Raw genomic sequence first — 20,158 nt, forward strand, 5'->3', positions numbered from 1 at the left:
GGCTCAGCTGCCAGGCTGGGGCTGAGCCTGCGGGAGTACGGCGAAGGCGACTTCGCCGGTCTCGTCCTGCTGGACGTCGAGGACCTTGTCGTCGAGCAACGCGGCCGCTTCGGGCTCCAGGAACACCTTCGGGCCGCCGTCCGCGCCGAGCACCCTGTCGCCGCTTTCGGGTTCGGGGGCGACGGAAACCGCTAGCTGGGGGCTGTCCCCCTGCTGGGAATGCATCGCGAAACGCAGCCCGCCTCCGTCTTGCCCGTTCTCCTGCCCGGTCAGTGCGGTGATCGCCTCGGCGGCGGCTTCGGTGACTGTCAGCATCTCTGCCCTTCCTTCGTCGCGGTCTTGCACTTGACGAACCACGCTAGGGGGTCGCGGCACGGCCTGCCGTCTGAGCGAAGATCATTTCTCGCCGACGTCCGGCTCCTCTTCGGCCAGCCGCATGGCGTGCGGTTCCCCTTCGCGGATCTCCGCGGGCGTGGTCCCGAAACGGTCGGCCCCACTCCAGTGTTCAGGCGGCTCGACGCCTTCTTCGAGTGGATCGACACGGAGTTCGTCCTCGTCGAGAGCCTCGCTGGGGCTCAACGTTTCCGGCTCAGCCGTCTCGCGGTCGCTCATCGGCCGCTCCCTCCTCGTCGGACGTTGACCGGGGCGTGCTGTACTCGACCCGGTCTCCATGGCTTACCCGACGTCTTCGCAGGCCAAACGGCGGCGCTGTCGCGGGGATCACAGTTTCTCAGGTGGTTCATTAGCTTCACAAGTTTGTGAAACAAGGAGTAGCGTCGTCGGTATGACCACCACCAGGTGGGCGCCAGGGCACCGGATCATCCGGCGCGCGCCGGAACGACACCACGAGCTCGGCCACCATGCCGCGTGGTACGTCGTCGCCGGTGTGGTCGCCACCGGCCTGCAAGCGGTGCTGTTCCTCGTCCTGCAGCCGATCCTCGGCCCCCAGGTGGCCAATCTCGTCGCGCTCGCGGTCACGACCGTCGGGAACACCGAGTTCCACCGCCGGGTCACCTTCGCCACCCGGAAGAGTCACGCGGGCAAACGGCACTTCCAGGACCTGATGACGTTCGCCTTCTACGCCGCGTACGGCTCGATCGTGCTCGCTTCGCTCGACGCGGTGATCACCGAGCCGACCGCGCTGGAACAGACAGGCGCCCTGCTCGCGGCCAGTGTCGTGGGCGGCATCGCGCGCTTCGCGGTTCTTCGCTGGTGGGTCTTCGCACGCCGCAGCGCCTAGTGTTCGTCGCGTGGCAGAGATCAACGGACCGCATGACGGCGGCTCGGAACCCGACTACCGATTCACGCTCGCCAACGAACGGACCTTCCTCGCCTGGCTCCGGACGGCGCTGGGCCTGCTCGCCGGCGGCGTCGCCGTGCACCAGCTGGTCCCCGACCCGAGCGCGCTGAGCACCGTCCTCGCGGGATTGTGCGTCGTACTGGCCGCCGTCCTCGCGGCGTCCGCGTATCCGCGCTGGCGGCAGGTCCAGAGCGCGATGCGAGCGGGACGGCCGCTGCCGAAGAGCGGGCTGCTGGTCCTGCTGACGGCCGGAATCCTCGTGATCACCCTGACCGCCGCGGCCCTGGTGGTCTTCTCGTGAACATGACGAGCGAGTGAGCGATCACGGAGCGCAAGCGGAACGGACGGGCCTCGCCTGGCGCCGGACCGCGCTCGCGGCTACTGCCTGCACACTCCTGCTCTTGCACACGGCCGCCCGGCGAGGCTGGGGAACGGCGGTCATCCCGGTCGCGGTCGCGGGCGCGATGGTGATCGTCCTGGTCGTCATCGGCTCGATCCGTGAACGGGCACTGCGCGGCGCCGAAACCCCGAAACCTCTTAACCCGATCCTTGCCGTCACAACGTCGACACTCGTCGTAGCGACAGCGGTCGCCTTGATCGCGGTGCGCTAAGGGCCGCGCACATCCTGCGATCCCGGAGGCCTTTCCGGCGACGCAGAGTCTCGGTTGTATTAAGCCGACTCCGTCGAATGGGCTATCTCTAGTTGAAATCTTTACTGCCGTCCGATCGACGCCTACGATTACGCTGCGTCGCATCGGCGACAGGTGAATCTGATCTTACGGAGCATCTGTCGCCTTAAATCGTTACGGAGTGTTGGCCCCTCGACAGCGACGGTCGCAGGGTCGGCCGGGGAGGACGACCATGCAAGCACTTTCCAGCGCGTCCAGAACCGTCACCCCCGATGCGGTCCCCGGATACACGACTCCGGAGAACCTGCCTCGACCGGGCGGACGGCTGACGAAGGAGGATCTCGACCCCCTCGTCAAGGACGCGGGCGACGGGAATCCCGCCGCGATCCAGTCACTGCTGCGGATGATCGGCCCCGTCGTGGTCCGGTACTGCCGCGCCCGGATGGGCGGCCGCGATCTGTCCTACCTGTCGGCGGACGACGTCGCGCAGGAAGTGTGCATGGCCGTGCTGAAGGCACTGCCCGGCTACCAGGATCGCGGCGGTTCGTTCCTCTATCTCGTGCACGCGATCGCCGCCAACAAGGTCGCCGACGCCTACCGCGCGGTCTCCCGTGACCGGTCGGAGCCGGTACCGGAACTGCCCGAACGGCCCATCGGCGACAACGAGCCCGAGACGCACGCCCTGCACCTGGACCTCGGTGCCCGGCTCAGCCGCCTGCTCTCCACCCTTCCGCGAGTGCAGCAGGAGATCCTCGCCCTCCGCATCGCCGTCGGCCTTTCCGCCGCCGAAACCGCCGAGGCTCTCGGAATCTCCGCCGGCAACGTGCGCGTGACGCAGCACCGCGCACTGGCCCGCCTGCGGACGATGGTCAAACAGGACGAATTCTGATCTTTCCTCCCCCTGCCGCAGGTCGTCGATCGGCGGTTTCCAGGCGCCCGGACCCCGCGCCGCCCACTTTCTTCCTCGAAACGGCTTCGTGCCGGTTCTTTGTCATACCCGAACTCGCGTGATCAGACGCCGAACTCGCGTGATTGAAGACGGATCTCGCGTGTGCGGCGTCTAGTCACGCGAGATCCGCCTCCAATCACGCGAGATCCGCCTCTGGTCACTCACGAGAGGCCGTAGGCACGCCGAGCGGTGCCGTCGAAGAACTCCAGCCGTTCCGCGTCGCTCAACGAGCCCGTCAGCGAAAACGCCGTGTCGACGACGACTTCGTACGCGGCCGCGAGTTCGCAGACCGGCCAGTCGGAGCCGAACATCAGCCGTGAGGCGCCGAAGGACTCCAGCACGTGCTCGGACCAGCGTGCCAGCTGTCCGACCTTCCACCGCGCCCAGTCCGCTTCGGTCACCAGCCCGGAAAGCTTGCAGTACACGTTGTCGAGCTCTCCCAAGGCCGCGACACCGTCCGCCCAGGGCTGCCAGTCCCCCGACGAGATCGGCGGCTTCGCCGCGTGGTCGAGTACGAAAACCTGATCGGGCAACGCTTTCGCCGCGGCGAGGGCCGCGGGGAGCTGGGGCGGCTTCACCAGCAGGTCGTACGCCAGCCCGGCCTCGCCGAGCGCGGCGAGACCACGCGAAACGTCCGGGCGCGTCAGCCAAGCCGGATCCGGCTCGTCCTCCACCTGATGCCGGATTCCCACCAGGGGACCGGAAAACGCGGCGACGCGCTCGGCGACGTCGGGAGCGGTCAGGTCGGTCCAGCCGACCACACCCGCGATCAGCGGTTCGGCGCGAGCGGTGTCAAGGAACTCGTGCGTCTCCTCCGCCGACGAGACCGTCTGCACCAGCACGGTCCCCTTCACCCCCGCCGCCTTGGTCACCGCCCGAAGATCGTCCACTGTGTACGGACGGCGGATCGGTTCCAGCGCGCTTCCCGCCATCCACGGGTAGTTCCGCCGCGAGAGATCCCAAAGGTGGTGGTGCGCGTCGATCACGACTGTCCTTCCGGTCGCAGCACGGTGTCCTCACGCAACAGTCCCGCACGGATCAGCTCCGTCCACAACTCGCGCGGCACCGGGCGCCGGAACCGTTCGGCGTTGAGCCGCACCTGGCCGGGATCGTGCGCGCCGACGACGACGGACACCACCGCCGGATGCGCGGCCGGCAGCCCCAAAGCGGCCTGCGGGAGTTCGACGCCGTAGCGCTCGCAGACCTCGGCGATCCGCTGGGCACGCTCGACGAGCTCGGCCGGGGCCTCGGCGTAGTCGTACATCGTGCCCGGCGACGCGGTGGCGAGGATCCCGGCGTTGAACGCGCCCCCGACCACGACGTCCACCCCGCGTTCCTCGCACAGCGGCAGGAGATCGTCGAGGGCGGGCTGGTCGAGCAGGGTGTACCGCCCGGCCAGCAGGATCACGTCGAGATCGAACCGGCGGACGAACTCCGCGAGCATCGGCGCCTGATTCATCCCGGCCCCGATGGCGTCGATGACACCCTGCTCCCGCAGTTCGAGCAGCGCGGGGAACGCGCCGTTGACGGTGTCCTCGAAGTGGTGGTCCGGATCGTGCACGTAGACGACGTCCACGCGGTCGAGCCCCAGCCGGGTCAGACTGTCCTCAAGCGACCGGAGGATCCCGTCGCGACTGAAGTCCCAGCGTCTTTTGTAGGCCGCGGGGACGACGAAACCCTGCGAGTCGGTGCGCGAAGCGCCCGCCGGATTCGGCTCCAGTACCCGGCCGACCTTGGTCGACACCACGAAGTCCGCGCGGGGGTACGCCGAAAGTGCTTCGCCCAGCCGTCGTTCCGACAGGCCGAGACCGTAGTGCGGGGCGGTGTCGAAGTACCGGATGCCTTCGTCCCACGCCTGCCGGACGGTCGCTTCGGCCGTCTCGTCGGAGATGGCGTGGTACAGGTTGCCCAGCTGCGCGCAGCCGAGCCCCAGTGGGGACAGGGAGATCTTCACGGGAGCTCCCAAACCAGGCCGAGGCCCGAATCGCCGCCCGAGTAGTCGTCTTCGACGTCGAGCAGTTCCGACATCCGTGCCTGCCACGGGATGTTGGCCGGATGATCGCGCAGGACCGCGCGCATCTTCGCGTAGTCCTCGACCTCCACCACGTGGAACAGGTCGAGGCCGTCGCGCCAGATCCGCCACGAACGCACACCCGCGCCACGCAGCGCTTCGTCGAGGTCAGGCGGGATGACGGCGTGGACCGACTCGTATTCGGCCTCCTTGCCCGGCTTCAACCGGGTGTGGAGTGCCACTCTTTGTAGTGCGACACCGTGGGTCACCGCGCCTCCTCAGCTCGAAACATGGCACTCTGTCAACTAACACTCAAACATCCGAGGTCTTCGGGGAGGGCGGTGGAACATGCCGGTCACCGATGTCGCGATCGACAAGATCAAGGACATGATCATCTCCGGCGAGCTTGCTCCGGGCGACAGGCTGCCGAAGGAGGCCGAACTGGCCCAGCGGCTCGGCCTGTCCCGCAGTTCGCTGCGCGAAGCGGTGAAGGCGTTGTGCCTGATCCGCGTGCTCGACGTCCGCCAGGGCGACGGAACGTACGTCACCAGCCTCGAACCGAATCTCCTCCTCGACGCGATGACGTTCGTGGTGGACTTCCACCGCGACGACACCGTGCTGGATTTCCTCGCCGTCCGCCGGATCCTCGAGCCGGCGGCGACGGCGATGGCCGCGTTGCACATGAGCGACGAGGACATCGCTGAACTAGGCTGCCTGCTCGACGAACTGGCCGACTCGCCGACGGTGGAGGCGCTGGTCGCGAACGATCTGCAATTCCACCGCAAGATCGCCGACGGCTCCGGCAATCCGGTGCTGTGCTCGCTGCTCGACAGCCTGTCCGGCCCCACTGCGCGCGCCCGCATCTGGCGCGGGCTCACGCAAGAGGGCGCTGTCGCGAAGACCCGCGAGCAGCACTCGGCGATCTACGAGGCCATCGCCGCCCGCGAACCCGAACTGGCGCGTTCGTGGGCCACCGTGCACGTGGCGGGTGTGGAGCAATGGCTCCGCAACGCCCTCGGCACCGCCGACGATCCCACCACGGCCGCCGAACTTTCCTGACACCGCACTCCTCCACGGATGCTCCGTGAAGGCCTCCTTCCCTACCCTCAAGGTAGGGAAGGAGGCCTTCACGGACTTTCGGACTACGTTTGCGCTTTCCCGCTCGCGTAGCGGGAAATGATCAACGCGACCAGGATGATCACGCCGTAGATCGCCTTCAGCCACTCGGGCGGCACCTGCGCCACCTGCAGGAGGTTGGTGACCGTCTGCAGGAGCAGGACACCGGTGAGCGCTCCCACCAGAGTGCCCTTCCCACCGTCCAGTGAGACACCGCCGATCACCGCAGCGGCGAAGACCTGCAGGATCAGCCCATCGCCCTGATCCGCGCCGAGCGCGCCGACGTAACCCGTGTACGCGAGCCCGCCGAGCGCGGCCAGCACACCGGCCACCACGAAGACACCCCACGAGATCCGGTCGACGCGGATACCCGCGGCCCGCGCGGCCTCCCGGTTCCCGCCGATGGCGTACAGCGACCGGCCGATCCGGTGATAGCGCAGTCCCAGCCCGAAAGCGGTGAACAGCGCCGCGGCCAGCCACACCGACATCGGCAGCCCGATGAACGTGGTCGTCGCCAGCGCGGTGAACACGTCCAACTGGTCGAACAGCGTCTTGCCCTGGGTGGAGCCGATCTGCGTGCCGCGCAGCACCGTCAGCATCGCCAGCGTGACGATGAAGGCGTTCAGCTTCAGCTTGACGATCAGGAACCCGTTCACGAAGCCGATCGCGGCACCGGCCACCAGCACCGCGAGGATGCCCGCGAAACCGGGGAATTCGGTGCCGAAGCCCGAAGACGCCACCGGGATCACCAGCATCGCGCCCAGCGCGGGCGCCATGCCCATGGTGGATTCCAGCGACAGGTCGAACTTCCCGGTGAGCAGGACCAGCGATTCGCCCAGCACCACCATCGACAGCGCCGCCGAAGCGGACAGGATCCCGACGATGCTGCCGAAGGTCAGGAACGTGTCACTGATCAGTCCTCCGATGATCAGCACCACGATGAGCGCCGGCACCAAGGCCAGTTCGCGCAGCCAGCGGAACTTCCGGCGTTTCGGCGGGGCCACGAAGGACGCCGTTTTCGGGTCGGTCATCAGTTCGGTCACCCGCGTTCGACTCCTTCGATGTCAGCCACCAGTTCGCCGTCGGACCAGCCCGCCCGGTGTTCGGCGACCACGGCACCGGCGCGCAGCACCAGCACCCGGTCGCTCACACGGAGATCGTCCAGCTCGTCGCTGACGATCAGCACCGCCTTGCCCTCGGCCCGCACCCGGTCGACGACCGCGAGCAGGGCCTCTTTCGATTTCACGTCCACCCCCGCCGTCGGGTTGATCAGCACGACCAGGCGCGGATCCCCGGCAAGAGCACGGGCGAGGACGACCTTCTGCTGGTTGCCACCGGAAAGGTCGGACACCGGCTGGTCGGCGTCGGCCGCGACGATGTCGTATTCCCGCAGCGCCTTCGACGCCCGTACGTACCGGGCGCGCGGTGACGCGATGCCGCCCTTGCCCATCCGATCCAAAATGGACAGTGTGGCGTTGTCCATGATGGAGTGTTCGAGCACCAGGCCCTCGTGATGCCGGTCTCTCGGCACACAGCCGATTCCGGCGCGGATCGCGGCGGGGATGTCGCCCGGCTTCAACGGTTTCCCCTCCACCCGGATCGTGCCGGAGGTCGCCGAGCGCAGTCCGTACACCGTTTCGGCGACCTGGTGCTTGCCGCTGGCGTTGCTGCCCGCGAGCCCGATCACCTCGCCGCGGTGGATCCGGAAGGTCACGTCTTCGAAGCCGTCACCGGAGAGCCCGTCGACGGCCAGCACCTCACCGGCGTCCGAAGCCAGGGCCTCACGTGTCGCGGCGTCGCGGACGGAAAGCCCGCCCTGCTCACCGGTCATCGCGTCGATCAGCTCGGCGCGCCCGACTTCCGAGACCGGCGCGGTGAGGATGTGCTTGGCGTCGCGCAGCACGGTGACAGCCTGGCAAACCTCGTACACCTCGTGGAGGTGATGCGAGATGAACAGGAACGTCACCCCGTTCGCCTGCATCTGGCGCATCCGGCCGAAAAGCCGCTCGATCGCTTGGCTGTCCAGCTGCGCCGTCGGCTCGTCGAGCACGATGAACCGGGCACCGTAGGAAAGCGCCCTGGCGATCTCGACGAACTGCCGGTCCTCGACCGAAAGCTCGCCCGCCGGCGTGTCGACGTCGACACGCACGTCCCACGAGTCGAGCAGCTCCCTGGCCTGGCGGCGCAAGCGCTGCCAGCCGATCGCGAAGCCCTTGCCGGACTGGCGGTTGAGGAACAGGTTCTCCGCGACGGTCAGCTGCGGCACGACCATCGCGTGCTGATACACACACGCGACCGCACGCTTCCAGTCGTCCTGTTTGGACAAGGGCGGCGCCGGGACGCCGCCGAACTCGACGTGTCCGGTGTCCGTTTTGGACAGTCCAGTGAGGATGGAGACGAGCGTCGACTTCCCCGCACCGTTGCGGCCGACGAGAGCGTGCGACTCACCGGGGTGCACGGTGATGCTGACGTCGGACAGCGCCACGGTCGGGCCGTAGCGTTTACCGACGCCCTGTGCGCTGACCACCGGCACGGCGGCGGACCCGGCGGGCAGCGCGCTCACAGGTTGTTCCCCCAGAGGGCCTTGTCGTCCACGTTGTCCTTGGTGACCACGGGCGCGGGGAGCTGGTCTTCGAGGATTCCGGGCCGCACCTCGACGATCGTGCTGCCGTGGTCGGTCGGCCCGGCCTTGAAGGTCTCCCCCGCCATCGCCTTCTTGACCCAGTACATGCCGAACTTGGCGTAGTCGTCGGCGGGCTGGGAGACGGTCGCGTCGAGTTCGCCCGCGCGGATCGCGGCCAGTTCCTGCGGGATGCCGTCGTTGCTGACCAGCACGACATGCTTCGGGTCGCCGACCGGGAAGTAGAGGTTCTTGCGTTTGAGCGCCTGCTGCGTCGGCGCCAGGTAGACGCCGCCCGCCTGCATGTACACGGCCTTGATGTCCGGGTTCGCGGTCAGCAGACTGTCCAAACCGGACGAAGCCTTGTCCGCCTTCCACTCGGCGGCGACCTCCAGCACCTGGACGCCGGGGAATTTCGCCTTCATGCACTGCCGGAAGGCTTCGGAACGGTCGCGGCCGTTGACCGAGGCGAGGTCGCCCATGACCTGTACGACCTTGCCCGAAGTGACCTTCGCGCCGATCGCCTCGCAGGCCTTGGTGCCGTACGCCTTGTTGTCCGCGCGCACCACCATCGCGACCTTGCCGCTCTCGGGTGCGACGTCGACGGCCACCACCGGGACACCCTTGTTCTCCGCGGCCTTGAGGCCCGCCACGACGGCGGCCGAGTCGAGCGGCGTCACGACCAGACCCTTGACACCCTGGTTGAGCAGGGTGTTGATGTCGGTGATCTGCTTCGCCGAATCGCTGTCCGCGTTGACCGTCGGCAGCGCGTCGACGCCCTGCTCCTTCGCCTTCTGCGGTACGTAGTTGTTGTAGGCCTGCCAGAACGGCGAGGTCAGCAACGGGATCGTCGCGCCGACCTTGCCGCCCTGCGCCCCACCGCCACCCGATGACGGCGCGTTGTCCTTCGTGGACCCACAGGCCGACAGGGCCAGCCCGAGCGCGGTGGCCGCGACGGCCACCTTGATCACCCTCGTACGCACCGCATCCTCCTTGATGACAGCGGAAAACCTACTGCTGGACCGGGCCGCGCGGACGCAGCCCGTACATACCGCCGTCGACGGCGAGCGCCGTCCCGGTGGTCGAAGCCGACAGCGGACTGGCGAGGTACACGATCGCGTTCGCGACCTCGTCCGCGGTCACCAGCCTGCCCATCGGCTGGCGGGCGGCCAGCGCGGCCCGTTCGGCCTCCGGGTCGCCGGCGGAATCGAGCAGCCTGCCGACCCACGGGGTGTCCGCGGTGCCGGGGCAGACGCAGTTGACCCGGATCCGGTCGGCGAGGTGATCGGTCGCCATCGCCAGGGTCAGCGAGAGCACCGCGCCCTTGCTGGCCGAGTACAGCGCGCGGCTGGGCAGGCCCGCCCACGCGGCGATCGAACAGGTGTTGACGATCGCGGCCGACGGCGAGTTCTTCAAATGCGGCAACGCGGCGCGGGCGAGCCGCACCATGCCGACGACGTTGACATCGAGCACCCGGTGCCATTCGTCGTCGTCGTTGGCGGTGACGTCACCCTGTGCGCCGATCCCGGCGTTGTTGACCAGGATGTCGAGCCTGCCGAAGCGTTCGGCGACCGCGTCGATCGCCGAACGGACCTCGGTGTCGGAACCGACGTCGCAGCGGAATCCGGTGAGACCTTCGGGCAGGTCGTCCGGTTTCAGGTCGAGTACCGCGACCGTCGCCCCGCGCGAAGCGAGCTGATTCGCGACGGCCAGGCCGATTCCCGACGCGCCCCCGGTGACAGCCGCGACAAGGCCTTCGAACTCACTCACTGGCGATCTCCGTCCATTCCGGACTGTCGGGGAAGGTGAACCTGCGCAAGGTCGCGTCGTGCATCCGGGCGGAGAAGCCCGGCGAGGACGGCGCGAGGTAACGGCCATCGGTCACGACGGCCGGATCGGTGAAATGCTCGTGGAGGTGGTCGACCCATTCGATGGACCGGTCGACGTCGGCACCGGACACCGCCACGAAGTCGAACATCGACAGGTGCCGCACGAGTTCGCACAGCCCGACCCCGCCGGCGTGCGGGCATACCGGGACACCGAATTTGGCCGCCAGCAACAGGATCGCCAGGTTCTCGTTGAACCCGCCGACCCTGGCGGCGTCCAGCTGCAGTACCGAGATGGCGCCCGCCTGCAGCAGCTGCTTGAACACCACGCGGTTCTGGACGTGCTCGCCGGTGGCCACGCGGATCGGGGCGACCGCCTTGGCGATCGCGGCGTGCCCGAGTACGTCGTCCGGCGAGGTGGGTTCCTCGATCCAGTACGGGTCGTACGGCGCCAGCGCGGTCATCCAGGTGATCGCGGTCGAAACGTCCCAGCGCTGGTTCGCGTCCACGGCGACCCGGATGTCGGGGCCGACGGTCTCGCGGGCGAGCTTCATCCGGCGGACGTCGTCCTCGAGATTCCCGCCGACCTTCAGCTTGATCATCTCGAAGCCATCGGCGACGGCCTGCTCGGCGAGCCGGACGAGTTTCGCGTCCGAGTAGCCGAGCCAGCCGGGGGACGTGCTGTACGCGCGGTATCCGTCACGCTCGATCCGGGCGATCCGCTCGGCGCGGCCGGGCTCGGCGGCGCGGAGGATGTCGAGCGCCTCCTGTTCGGTCAGCGCGTCGGACAGGTAACGGAAGTCGACGAGGGAGACCAGGTCCTCGGGCGACATCTCGGCGGCGAAACGCCAGACCGGGAGCCCGGCGATCCGCGCGGCGAGATCCCACGCGGCGTTGACCACCGCGCCGATCGCCATGTGCGCGACACCCTTTTCCGGGCCGAGCCACCGCAGCTGCGAGTCGCCGACCAGCGCCCTGGACAGGTCGCCGAGCGCGGCCGCGTCGGTGGGCACTTCCCGGCCGACGACATGCGGTTCGAGCGCGCGGATCGCCGCGGCCTGGACGTCGTTGCCGCGGCCGATGGTGAAGGCGAGCCCGTAGCCGTCCGGGCCGCCGTCGGTGTGCAGCACGACGTACGCGGCCGAGTAGTCCGGGTCCGGGTTCATGGCGTCCGAACCGTCCAGCTCCCGCGAGGTGGGGAAGCGGACGTCGAGCACCTCCATGCCCACGATCTTCGCCATCACGCCTGCCTCGCTGTCTGGCGCTGGCGGCCGAGGCCGTCGATCTCGAGCTCGATGACGTCACCTTCCCGCAGGTACGGTTTGGGATCGGGCTGACCGAGCGCGACGCCCTGCGGGGTTCCGGTGTTGATGAGGTCGCCCGGACGCAGCACCATGAACTGGCTCAAATAATGCACGATCTCGGCGACCGGGAAAATCATGTCCTTGGTGGAGGAGTCTTGTTTCTTCTCACCGTTGACCCACAACCGCAGGCCGAGGTCCTGCGGGTCGGGCACCTCGTCGGCCGTGACCAGCCACGGGCCGAGCGGGTTGAAGTTCTCGCACGACTTGCCCTTGTCCCACTGACCACCGCGTTCGAGCTGGAACTCGCGTTCGGACACGTCGTTCGAGATGGTGTACCCGGCGACGTGAGCGAGGGCCTCCTCGACGCTGTCGAGGTAACGCGCGGTCTTGCCGATGACGACGCCGAGCTCGACCTCCCAGTCGGTCTTGGTCGAACCGCGCGGGACGAGCACGTCGTCCTGCGGTCCGACGACGACATCGGCAGCCTTCATGAAGACGACCGGCTCGGTCGGGACGGCGGCGCCGGACTCCTCGGCGTGCTGCCGGTAGTTGAGACCGATGCAGACGACCTTGCCCGGCCGGGCGATCGGCGCGCCGACCCTGGCGCTCGCGAATTCAGGACCGGCTTCGGGCAGCTCACCGGCGGCCAGCGCGGCCGCGACCCTGGCGACGCCGTCGCTCGCGAAGAAGCTGCCATCGATGTCGGAGGTCAGCCCCGAGAGGTCGCGCACCGTGCCATCCCCGGCACGTACGAACGGACGCTCACTTCCCGGCTCCCCGAGACGCAACAGCTGCACGGATTTTCCCTTCCGGCCGAACCGTCAACAATCAACGGCTCCAACAGCAACGAACAGACATCCGATGTATACCCGACGACCTCCGGCGAGATCTAGAGGTCACCCCGATTTACCTGGAAAATTGATCGGATCAGTCTTGCGAAGGCCGGGTGGCAAGACTCACAGTGGGAATAGTTACCTACTCTAAGCAAGTTGTTCCACGCGGAACCATCACTGGGGGAAGGAACGAGCATGACCATCGCGCCCGAGCGAGTGGAAGAAACCGTCGCGCGACCGAGTACGACCGGACGCGTGAGGTTCGTCCTGATCCTCGGCGGCTTGTCCGCCTTCGGGCCCCTGTCCATCGACATGTACCTGCCCGCGCTGCCGCAGATGGCGGGGGAACTGCGCGCGGCGGACGCGACCGTCCAGCTCACGCTGAGCGCGTTCATCATCGGGCTCGCCATCGGCCAGCTGATCCTCGGACCGCTGTCCGACGCGATCGGCCGCCGCAAACCGCTCGTGGCCGGGCTCGTCCTCTACATGGTCGGCTCGATCCTGTGCGCCGTCGCCCCGAGCGCCGAACTGCTCATCGCCGCGCGCGGTGTCCAGGCCTTCGGCGCCGCCGCGGGCATAGTGATCGCCAGGGCGACCGTGCGCGACTTCTACTCCGGCACCGCGATGACGAAGTTCTTCTCGCTGCTCATGCTGGTCAACGGGCTCGCCCCGATCCTGGCGCCGATCATCGGCGGCCAGATCCTGAACTGGACGTCGTGGCGCGGCGTTTTCGTCTGCCTGACCGTCTTCGGCGCGATCCTGCTCGCCGTCGTCTTCTTCCTGCTGCCGGAACCACTGCCCGAGGAACGCCGCACGCCGGCGCGCTTCGGCTCGGTGCTCCGGAAGTACGCGACCCTGTTCCGCGACCGCTCGTTCCTCGGCTACGCGCTGGCCTCCGGCCTCATGTTCGGCAGCCTGTTCGCCTACATCTCCGGCTCGTCCTTCGCGCTGCAGGGCGTCTACGGCCTGAGCCCGCAGGCGTACAGCCTGGTGTTCGGGCTCAACGGCATCGGCATCGTGCTCGTCGGCCAGCTGAACGGGCGCATCGTCGGACGTTTCCCCGAGCGGACGCTGCTGACCGTGGGCCTCGTCATCGCGGCGGTGGCCGGTTTCGGCGTGCTGGCCGCGGCGGTGCTGGACCTGGGTCTGATCGGGCTGCTGATCCCGCTGTTCATCCTGGTGTCGAGCATCGGCATGGTGGCGCCGAACGCGAGTTCGCTGGCGCTCGCCGAACAGGCGCGGTCCGCCGGTTCGGCGTCGGCGCTGCTGGGCGTGCTGCAGTTCGTCGTCGGCGGGCTGGCGACGCCGGTGGTCGGGCTGGGCGGCGCCGGTACCGCCGTGCCGATGGGGATCACGATGGCGGGCTTCGGCGTTCTCGCCCTGCTCGCCTTCGGGACCATGACGCGGTCTTCGGTCACTTCGGAAGCCCTGGCTCCCTCGCAGGCCTAGGGCCTCGTGAGTGGTGAGGACGGTTCTGACTTGAATCGCCGCTCACGAGGGTTGCGAGGGGTTTGTCGTGGCGTCCTGAAGGCCCCCTTTGAGACGTTCACCGTCCCAAAGGGGGCCTTCAGGACACCCCGTGCACCCTCCCGCTCGTTCACGACCTTTACCTGCCTAGCGACACCACTGACGCGGACTCCCGTGTCCAGACCGACGACACGCGGCGGACCCCGTGACCAACCGCGACCCCAATCCAGTAGGTAACCAAGACGCCTACGGCTCTAACCGTCCTCACCACTCACGAGGCCAGAAGCCCGGGACAGTGTTTTCGCGTGACCGGTTGGACGGCACGCGTGATCCGATGGACGACACGCGTGATGGGCGGGACGACACGCGTGCGGGCTGGCCCTCGCCGCGAGTCGTCCGTCTGGACACGCATGTCGTCCCTCCAGTCACACGAAGCCGCCCGGCAGTAGGTACCTAAGACACTGTTCCCTGGTTGCCTGGAAGTATCGAAACGCTCACGAGCGAACTTAGGCAAGAGACTTGAGCTCAGCCGTCCTCAGCTGCTCCGCCGTCACCGTCGCGCGGCCGTCGACCAGGGCCTTCAAGGCGTCCCCGTCATCCCACTGGTTGACGTTCATCGCCGCGGTCACCTGCCCGTCCCGCACCCAGAACGCCGTGAAGTCCCGCGCCGCGAGGTCGCCGCGCACCACCAACTGATCGGTTTCGGGATCGGCGAGACCGCGGTATTCGCAGCCAAGGTCGTACTGGTCCGAGAAGAAATACGGGCTCTTCAGGTACGGCTCGTTCTCCCCGAGCAGGTTCGCCGCGACATGCTCGCCTTGCCACTTCGCGTTCGACCAGTGCTCGACGCGGACGCGTTTCCCGTAGCGGGGGTGGAAATGCGCGGCGATGTCGCCGATCGCGTAGACGTCGGGCGCGGCCGTCCGCAAACCGGCGTCGGCGCAGACACCGCCGTCGTCGGACAGTTCCAGTCCGGCGGCGTGCGCGAGGTCCACTCGCGGCGCGGCGCCGACGGCCACCAGCACGACGTCCGCGGGGAGTTCGTCGCCACTCTGGAGACGGACGCCGGTCACCCCGTCCGGACCGCCGGTGAACCCGGCGACCCCTTCACCCAGACGCCAGTTCACGCCGTGCGCCGTGTGCAGGTCCTTGAAGACTCCGGACACCTGCTCGCCCAGTACCGCGAGCAGCGGCGAGCCGACCTGATCGACCACGGTCACCTCGGCGCCGTGTTCCCTGGCGGCCGCGGCGGCCTCGGTCCCGATCCAGCCCGCCCCGACGATCACCACCCGTTCGGCGTCCTTGAACGCCGAACGCAGCGCCAGCGCGTCGTCGAGGGTGCGCAGGGTCCGCAACCCGGGGAGATCGCCGCCGGGCACCGGCAACGATCGCGGCCGGGAACCGGTCGCCAGCACGAGCCGGTCGAACCGGTGCTCGCCGCCCGCGTCGTCGTGCACGAGCCGCGAGCCGAGTTCGATCCTGGTCGCGGTCGCGCCACCTCGGTGGGCGATGTCCTTCTCGTCGTAGAAACCTTCGGCGTGCACCCAATCGGGTTCATCGGTGTTGCCCAGCAAAAGGCCTTTGGACAACGGCGGTAATTCATACGGACGGTGTTCGTCGCTACCGAGCAGCAGGATTTCACCCGTGTAGCCACGTTCTCGCAGCGTCCCGGCGGCCGTCGCCCCGGCGAGGCCGGCCCCGACGATGACGATCTTCCTGGGTTCGGACACAAAGACCTCCCAAGCAGGCTTTCCCTCGGACGCTACTCCCGTCCACCCTCGTCCGGCCTAGTGAGCGGAGAAGTCGATCACGATCCGCAGGAACGGTTAACCCATCAGTAGGAATGTCGGGTAACCCGCGTCACGGCCCCGAAATCACCTCGTCCCAGCCACGGACGAGAAAGGGAGATCATGGGATACGGGAGGATGAGGACGTTGGCACCCCGGGACGAATGGTCGGTCGGCTGCCGGGATCTGGCCGGCAGGCGCAGGGACGTGACGGTGTTCGTGAGCAGCGACAAGATCGTGCTCGTGGCCCCGCCCGGAGAAGCCGCCGTACTCGGGCCGCTGGACGTCGGGCGCCTGCGCGCCGCGCTCCGCGACGCCGTGGTCGCGGTGGCCGAACATCCGGATCACAGTGAATGACAACTACCGTTCCTACTTCTGAGTAGGTAGAGTCGGCCCCGTTCGGAAGGAGCCGGCCATGACCACCTACTTCGTGACGGGCGCGACGGGTTTTCTGGGAAAACGCCTGGTCGCGCGCCTACTACGGCGACCTGAGACCGTAGCCGTCCATGTTCTCGTGAGGGAGACCTCACGCGGGAAGCTCCCGAGCCACGAGAAGCTCGTTCCCGTCACCGGCGATCTGACCGACCCCTCGCTGGGCGTCGATCCCGCCCGTCTGGGTCATCTCGACCACGTCGTGCACCTCGGCGCGATCTACGACCTCACCGCGGACGAAGCGGCCAACCGGGCGGCCAACGTCGACGGCACCCGCAACGTCCTGGAGTTCGCCGCCGCCGCGAAGGCCGGGCTCTTCCACCACGTCTCTTCGATCGCGGTCGCCGGACAGTACGCCGGGCGCTTCACCGAGGCCGATTTCGACCTCGGCCAGTCGTTCGCGTCCCCGTATCACGCGACGAAGTTCGAGGCCGAGAAACTCGTGCGACGGCACGGGAAAACGCCGTACCGCGTGTACCGGCCGTCCGCCGTGGCCGGCGATTCGCGCACCGGCGAGATGGACAAGATCGACGGTCCGTACTACTTCCTCCCCGCGATCTCGCGGCTCGCCGCGCTGCCGCGACGTCTTCCGCTGGCCGCCCCGGACCTCGGCGCCACGAACATCGTGCCGGTCGACTACGTCGTCGAAGCGATCGAGCACCTCATGCACGTCGACGCGCCCGACGGCAGCACGTACCACCTCGCGTCGCCGCGGCCGCAGCCGCTGCACGAGGTCTACAACGCCTTCGCGCGGGTCGCCGGCGGCCCGAAGATCTCCGCTGTCCTTCCCTCACGGCCGTCCGAGGCGCTGAAGCGCGCCGGGATCCGTCTGGCGAAATCCGCGGCGGCGGGATTCGACCGCGTCCCGGGCGGCCGTTCGGCCCGCGCGGCGGTGTTGAAGGAACTCGGCATCCCGCTGGAAGTCCTGCCCCATCTGAGCATGGAAGTCGACTTCGACACGAGTGCGACCACCGCGGCGCTCGAAGGCAGCGGGATCTCCTTGCCGCCGTTGAAGGAGTACGCCGGCCCGCTCTACCGGTACTGGCTCGGGCACCTGGACCCCGATCGCGGCCGCCGCCGTCCCGGTCCGGAACCGCTCGACGGCCGCAAGGTGCTGATCACCGGCGCCTCGTCGGGGATCGGGCGCGCGTCCGCGCTGGCCGTCGCCGCGAAGGGCGGCGAGGTGATCCTCGTGGCCAGGCGGGCCGACGAGCTCGAGGAAGTCCGCGAGCAGATCGTCGCGGCAGGCGGGAAGGCGTCGGCGTACCCGTGCGACCTCACCGACGGTGGCGCCGTCGACGCTCTGGTGAAGGACGTGCTCGCCGCGCACGGTGCCGTCGACATGCTGGTCAACAACGCGGGACGCTCGATCCGGCGCTCGCTTTCGCTGTCCACCGAACGGTTCCACGATTTCGAGCGCACGATGGCGATCAACTACTTCGGCCCCGTGCGGCTGACGCTGGGCCTGCTGCCGTCGATGACCGCACGCGGTTTCGGCCACGTCGTCAACGTGACCACCCAAGGACTCCAGACCGACACCCCGCGGTTTTCCGCTTACCTGGCTTCGAAGGCCGCGCTGGAGGAGTTCGGGCTGACCGCCGGGCGGGAAACGCTTTCCGACGGTGTCACGTTCACCTCGGTCCGGATGCCGCTGGTGCGCACCGACATGATCACCCCGACGGGGTCCTACCGCGGCATGCCGTCGAGTTCTCCCGAACGCGCCGCCGCGCTCGTGGTGAAGGCCCTCGAGAAACGACCGGAGATCCTGAACCTGCCCGAAGGCACGGCCGCCGAGTTGGTGACGCTCGTCGCACCGAAGACGACGCGGTTCTTCGCACACCTCGTCTACCGCGCGATGCCCGAATCCGCACCGGAATCCCGTGGCCTGCCCCGGAAGGCTCCGCTCGCCTCGGTGGCGGGCGCGGTCACCAGGCTGGTCTGGCGCCGCCGTCCCTGACGTCCCCGCCGCCGGGCTCGATCGTGGGACGCCCCCGGCCGCTACCATCGGTTTCCGATACGCCGGGGGGTCGGCGGAGACGGGCCGAGGTAGGGACGACCGGGAAGGGGCAGTGTGGACGTCGCCAGTCCCCCGCTGTCGGCCGGACCGGAAGCGGCAGTGGTACGTCCGTCCAGGACAGTGCTGCGGCTGTCCCTGCACGCGACCTGGGTGCTCGTGCTCGCCGTCGTCACCGAACTCCGGGTGGGGCGCTTCGGTTTCCACCCGTCGGACCAGGGTTTCATCCTGGCCCAGGCGTGGCGGGTGCTGCACGGCGAGGTCCCGCACTCCGACATCATCTCCGCGCGGCCGCTGGGTTCGGCGTTCCTGCACGTCGTCGACTTCGTCCTGCCGGGGCCGCTGTTCTTCGTCTCCAGCGTGCTCAGCATGCTGGAGATCATCCTGGCGACCATCGCGTTCGCCGTCCTGGTCACCCGCCGCCGCGTCCGCGACTGGGGGCCGGGGCTCACCGGGCTGACGGCGGCCGCGTCGCTGCTGAACCTCAACGCGTTCCCGCTGATGGCGTGGCACACGATCGACGGGATCTTCCTGACCGCCTGCGGTGCGTGGGCGCTGGATTCCGGGCTGCGCAACGGCAAGGCGTGGCCGCGACGGCTCGGCCTGGTGTTGCTGGGCGCCGCGGTGTTCGTCAAGCAGAGCTTCGCGCCGGTGCCGGTGATCGCGCTGATCTGGTTGCTGATGCACCCATCGCTGCGTGAGGGCGCGTTCCGCACCGGCCGCTGGTGGGCACGCCTGGCCTGGGATCTACTGGCGCTCGGCGCGTTTTTGGTCTTCTACCTCGGAATCGTCACCCTCGACGGCGGGCTCGGCGCGATGGCCGAACAGCTCACCGGCGGTGTGCCCGCGTACGGCGAACGACTTCTCGGGCTGTGGCTGGGAGATCCCGAAACCCTCCTGCGGCCACCGGTGCGGGGCTTGACCTTCTTCGCGATCGCGGGTGCGCTTCTCGCCTTGCTCGCGATCTTCCGCGACCGCGCCGGGTTCACCGGCGCGATCGTCGCGCGACTGCTGGTGCTGGCCGGGGTGGCGGTGGTCATCGGGACCGTCGTCGACGGGCACTTCACCGGCGCGTCGCGCTGGGCGGACGTCCTCTGGTGGATCCTCGGTGTCGCGCTGCTGGTGAACTGGGCGGCGACGCGGCGGTTCCCTCGTATGGGCGCGCTGGTCTTCGCGACCGGCTTCATGACCAGCCTGTCCTGGGGGAACGACACCCCGACGCTGTTCACCGGAACGCTGGCGCTGACGGCCGTCCTGCTGCTTTCGGACGCGCTGCCGCCGCTGCCCGCCCCGTCTCGCCGGCTCGGGCTGGCGGGCGCCACGGCGATGGGCCTGGTCGCGGTGCTGGCGTCGGGCTGGGCCGTGGTCGCGCATCACGACGAAGCCGCGTACCTCGACATGGCGCACGAGAAGCTGACCGGTGACCTCGGCACGGTGACGCCGTCACTGCGCGGGATCCGGACGAACCAAGGCACTTTCACCTACATATCCCAGATCCAGGACTGCGTCACGCGGTTCCCCGCCGGGCGCACCGCGGTGCTGCCCGACAACCCGTTCGCCTACCCCGCCTTCGGCCTGCGCAACCCGTTCCCGCTGGAATGGCCGCTGCCGCTGGAGATCGTCGCCGACGCTCCACAACGGATGCTCGCGACAGCCGACGAACTCAACCAAGACGGCGATTACCTCGTGCTGTTCCAGACGGTGAGCATGCCGACCCTGACCAAGGGCGGGCCGGTGCCCGCCGAGGTCACCGGGGACACGCCGATCTTCGACTACCTCGGGCTGGAGAACGCGCTGCGGTCGCGGCTCGCCGGGCAGACCGTCACCTGCGGCAGCTTCATCGGCAAGTGGGCGCCGCGCCCCTAGCGCG

Annotated in this window: 21 protein-coding genes; 9 read left to right on the top strand and 12 right to left on the bottom strand. The window is 68.5% G+C overall.

Annotation, left to right across the window (positions count from 1 at the left end):
• Positions 1-3: 3 nt before the first annotated feature.
• Positions 4-315 (bottom strand): iron-sulfur cluster biosynthesis protein, encoded by a 312-nt coding sequence (locus tag HDA45_RS09915; RefSeq protein WP_184893960.1) that lies wholly within the window; start codon positions 313-315, stop codon positions 4-6.
• A gap of 81 nt (positions 316-396) precedes the next feature.
• On the bottom strand, positions 397-612 hold the full coding sequence (locus tag HDA45_RS09920; protein ID WP_184893962.1) for a hypothetical protein: 216 nt from the start codon (positions 610-612) through the stop codon (positions 397-399).
• 172 nt (positions 613-784) lie between these two features.
• Between HDA45_RS09920 and HDA45_RS09925 the strand changes: the two genes are divergently transcribed.
• The 4 genes from HDA45_RS09925 to shbA all read left to right on the top strand — a co-directional run bounded on the left by HDA45_RS09925 (position 785) and on the right by shbA (position 2,818).
• A complete protein-coding gene (locus HDA45_RS09925; protein ID WP_184893963.1) occupies positions 785-1,240 on the top strand; it encodes a GtrA family protein in 456 nt (151 codons plus the stop codon).
• Between the two features lie 10 nt (positions 1,241-1,250).
• Positions 1,251-1,601 (top strand): DUF202 domain-containing protein, encoded by a 351-nt coding sequence (locus HDA45_RS09930; RefSeq protein WP_184893964.1) that lies wholly within the window; start codon positions 1,251-1,253, stop codon positions 1,599-1,601.
• 13 nt (positions 1,602-1,614) lie between these two features.
• The gene (locus HDA45_RS09935) at positions 1,615-1,911 is read left to right on the top strand and encodes a DUF202 domain-containing protein (protein WP_184893965.1); all 297 of its coding nucleotides are present in this window, start codon (positions 1,615-1,617) and stop codon (positions 1,909-1,911) included.
• A gap of 250 nt (positions 1,912-2,161) precedes the next feature.
• Complete coding sequence (shbA, locus tag HDA45_RS09940) at positions 2,162-2,818, top strand: RNA polymerase sigma factor ShbA (protein ID WP_184893966.1); 657 nt, start codon at positions 2,162-2,164, stop codon at positions 2,816-2,818.
• 221 nt (positions 2,819-3,039) lie between these two features.
• On the opposite strand, the gene HDA45_RS09945 is transcribed toward shbA, so the two are convergent.
• From HDA45_RS09945 to HDA45_RS09955, 3 genes are read right to left on the bottom strand one after another with little or no spacing between them, the layout of a single operon-like run.
• Positions 3,040-3,864 (bottom strand): amidohydrolase family protein, encoded by an 825-nt coding sequence (locus tag HDA45_RS09945; protein WP_184893967.1) that lies wholly within the window; start codon positions 3,862-3,864, stop codon positions 3,040-3,042.
• Positions 3,861-4,832 carry an aldo/keto reductase gene (locus HDA45_RS09950; protein ID WP_184893968.1) on the bottom strand — a complete coding sequence of 324 codons (972 nt, stop codon included), beginning with the start codon at positions 4,830-4,832 and terminating at the stop codon, positions 3,861-3,863. Before HDA45_RS09950 ends, HDA45_RS09945 begins: the two co-directional genes overlap by 4 nt.
• Entirely contained in the window at positions 4,829-5,131 is a 303-nt protein-coding gene (locus tag HDA45_RS09955) for an L-rhamnose mutarotase (RefSeq protein ID WP_007031375.1), read from the bottom strand. Before HDA45_RS09955 ends, HDA45_RS09950 begins: the two co-directional genes overlap by 4 nt.
• 106 nt (positions 5,132-5,237) lie before the next feature.
• Here HDA45_RS09955 and HDA45_RS09960 point away from each other — a divergent pair, with 106 nt between their 5' ends.
• Positions 5,238-5,948 (top strand): FadR/GntR family transcriptional regulator, encoded by a 711-nt coding sequence (locus HDA45_RS09960; RefSeq protein WP_184893970.1) that lies wholly within the window; start codon positions 5,238-5,240, stop codon positions 5,946-5,948.
• Positions 5,949-6,031: 83 nt separating this feature from the next.
• Here HDA45_RS09960 and HDA45_RS09965 read toward each other — a convergent pair whose 3' ends face one another.
• From HDA45_RS09965 to HDA45_RS09990, 6 genes are read right to left on the bottom strand one after another with little or no spacing between them, the layout of a single operon-like run.
• Positions 6,032-7,048 (bottom strand): ABC transporter permease subunit, encoded by a 1,017-nt coding sequence (locus HDA45_RS09965; protein ID WP_184893972.1) that lies wholly within the window; start codon positions 7,046-7,048, stop codon positions 6,032-6,034.
• A complete protein-coding gene (locus HDA45_RS09970) occupies positions 7,045-8,568 on the bottom strand; it encodes an ATP-binding cassette domain-containing protein (protein WP_184893974.1) in 1,524 nt (507 codons plus the stop codon). Before HDA45_RS09970 ends, HDA45_RS09965 begins: the two co-directional genes overlap by 4 nt.
• Positions 8,565-9,608, bottom strand: a complete 1,044-nt coding sequence (locus tag HDA45_RS09975; protein ID WP_343072041.1) for a sugar ABC transporter substrate-binding protein — start codon at positions 9,606-9,608, stop codon at positions 8,565-8,567. Before HDA45_RS09975 ends, HDA45_RS09970 begins: the two co-directional genes overlap by 4 nt.
• Before the next feature lie 28 nt (positions 9,609-9,636).
• Positions 9,637-10,395: an SDR family oxidoreductase gene (locus HDA45_RS09980; protein ID WP_184893976.1), complete on the bottom strand. Its 759-nt coding sequence runs from the start codon at positions 10,393-10,395 to the stop codon at positions 9,637-9,639.
• On the bottom strand, positions 10,388-11,692 hold the full coding sequence (locus HDA45_RS09985) for an enolase C-terminal domain-like protein (RefSeq protein WP_184893978.1): 1,305 nt from the start codon (positions 11,690-11,692) through the stop codon (positions 10,388-10,390). Before HDA45_RS09985 ends, HDA45_RS09980 begins: the two co-directional genes overlap by 8 nt.
• A complete protein-coding gene (locus HDA45_RS09990) occupies positions 11,692-12,552 on the bottom strand; it encodes a fumarylacetoacetate hydrolase family protein (RefSeq protein ID WP_184893980.1) in 861 nt (286 codons plus the stop codon). The genes HDA45_RS09985 and HDA45_RS09990 overlap by 1 nt, the downstream gene beginning before the upstream one ends.
• 231 nt (positions 12,553-12,783) lie before the next feature.
• Between HDA45_RS09990 and HDA45_RS09995 the strand changes: the two genes are divergently transcribed.
• Entirely contained in the window at positions 12,784-14,037 is a 1,254-nt protein-coding gene (locus HDA45_RS09995; protein WP_184893982.1) for a Bcr/CflA family multidrug efflux MFS transporter, read from the top strand.
• 524 nt (positions 14,038-14,561) lie between these two features.
• Here the strand turns inward: HDA45_RS09995 and HDA45_RS10000 are convergent.
• Positions 14,562-15,785 carry an FAD-dependent oxidoreductase gene (locus tag HDA45_RS10000; protein WP_184893984.1) on the bottom strand — a complete coding sequence of 408 codons (1,224 nt, stop codon included), beginning with the start codon at positions 15,783-15,785 and terminating at the stop codon, positions 14,562-14,564.
• Between the two features lie 195 nt (positions 15,786-15,980).
• On the opposite strand from HDA45_RS10000, the gene HDA45_RS10005 reads away from it, so the two are divergent.
• The 3 genes from HDA45_RS10005 to HDA45_RS10015 all read left to right on the top strand — a co-directional run bounded on the left by HDA45_RS10005 (position 15,981) and on the right by HDA45_RS10015 (position 20,154).
• Positions 15,981-16,199 (top strand): hypothetical protein, encoded by a 219-nt coding sequence (locus HDA45_RS10005; RefSeq protein WP_039922712.1) that lies wholly within the window; start codon positions 15,981-15,983, stop codon positions 16,197-16,199.
• 58 nt (positions 16,200-16,257) lie between these two features.
• A complete protein-coding gene (locus HDA45_RS10010; RefSeq protein ID WP_184893986.1) occupies positions 16,258-18,231 on the top strand; it encodes an SDR family oxidoreductase in 1,974 nt (657 codons plus the stop codon).
• Positions 18,232-18,345: 114 nt separating this feature from the next.
• Positions 18,346-20,154, top strand: a complete 1,809-nt coding sequence (locus tag HDA45_RS10015; RefSeq protein WP_184893988.1) for a hypothetical protein — start codon at positions 18,346-18,348, stop codon at positions 20,152-20,154.
• Positions 20,155-20,158 lie beyond the last annotated feature (4 nt).

Source organism: Amycolatopsis umgeniensis (genome assembly GCF_014205155.1).
GTDB classification, from domain to species: Bacteria; Actinomycetota; Actinomycetes; order Mycobacteriales; family Pseudonocardiaceae; genus Amycolatopsis; species Amycolatopsis umgeniensis.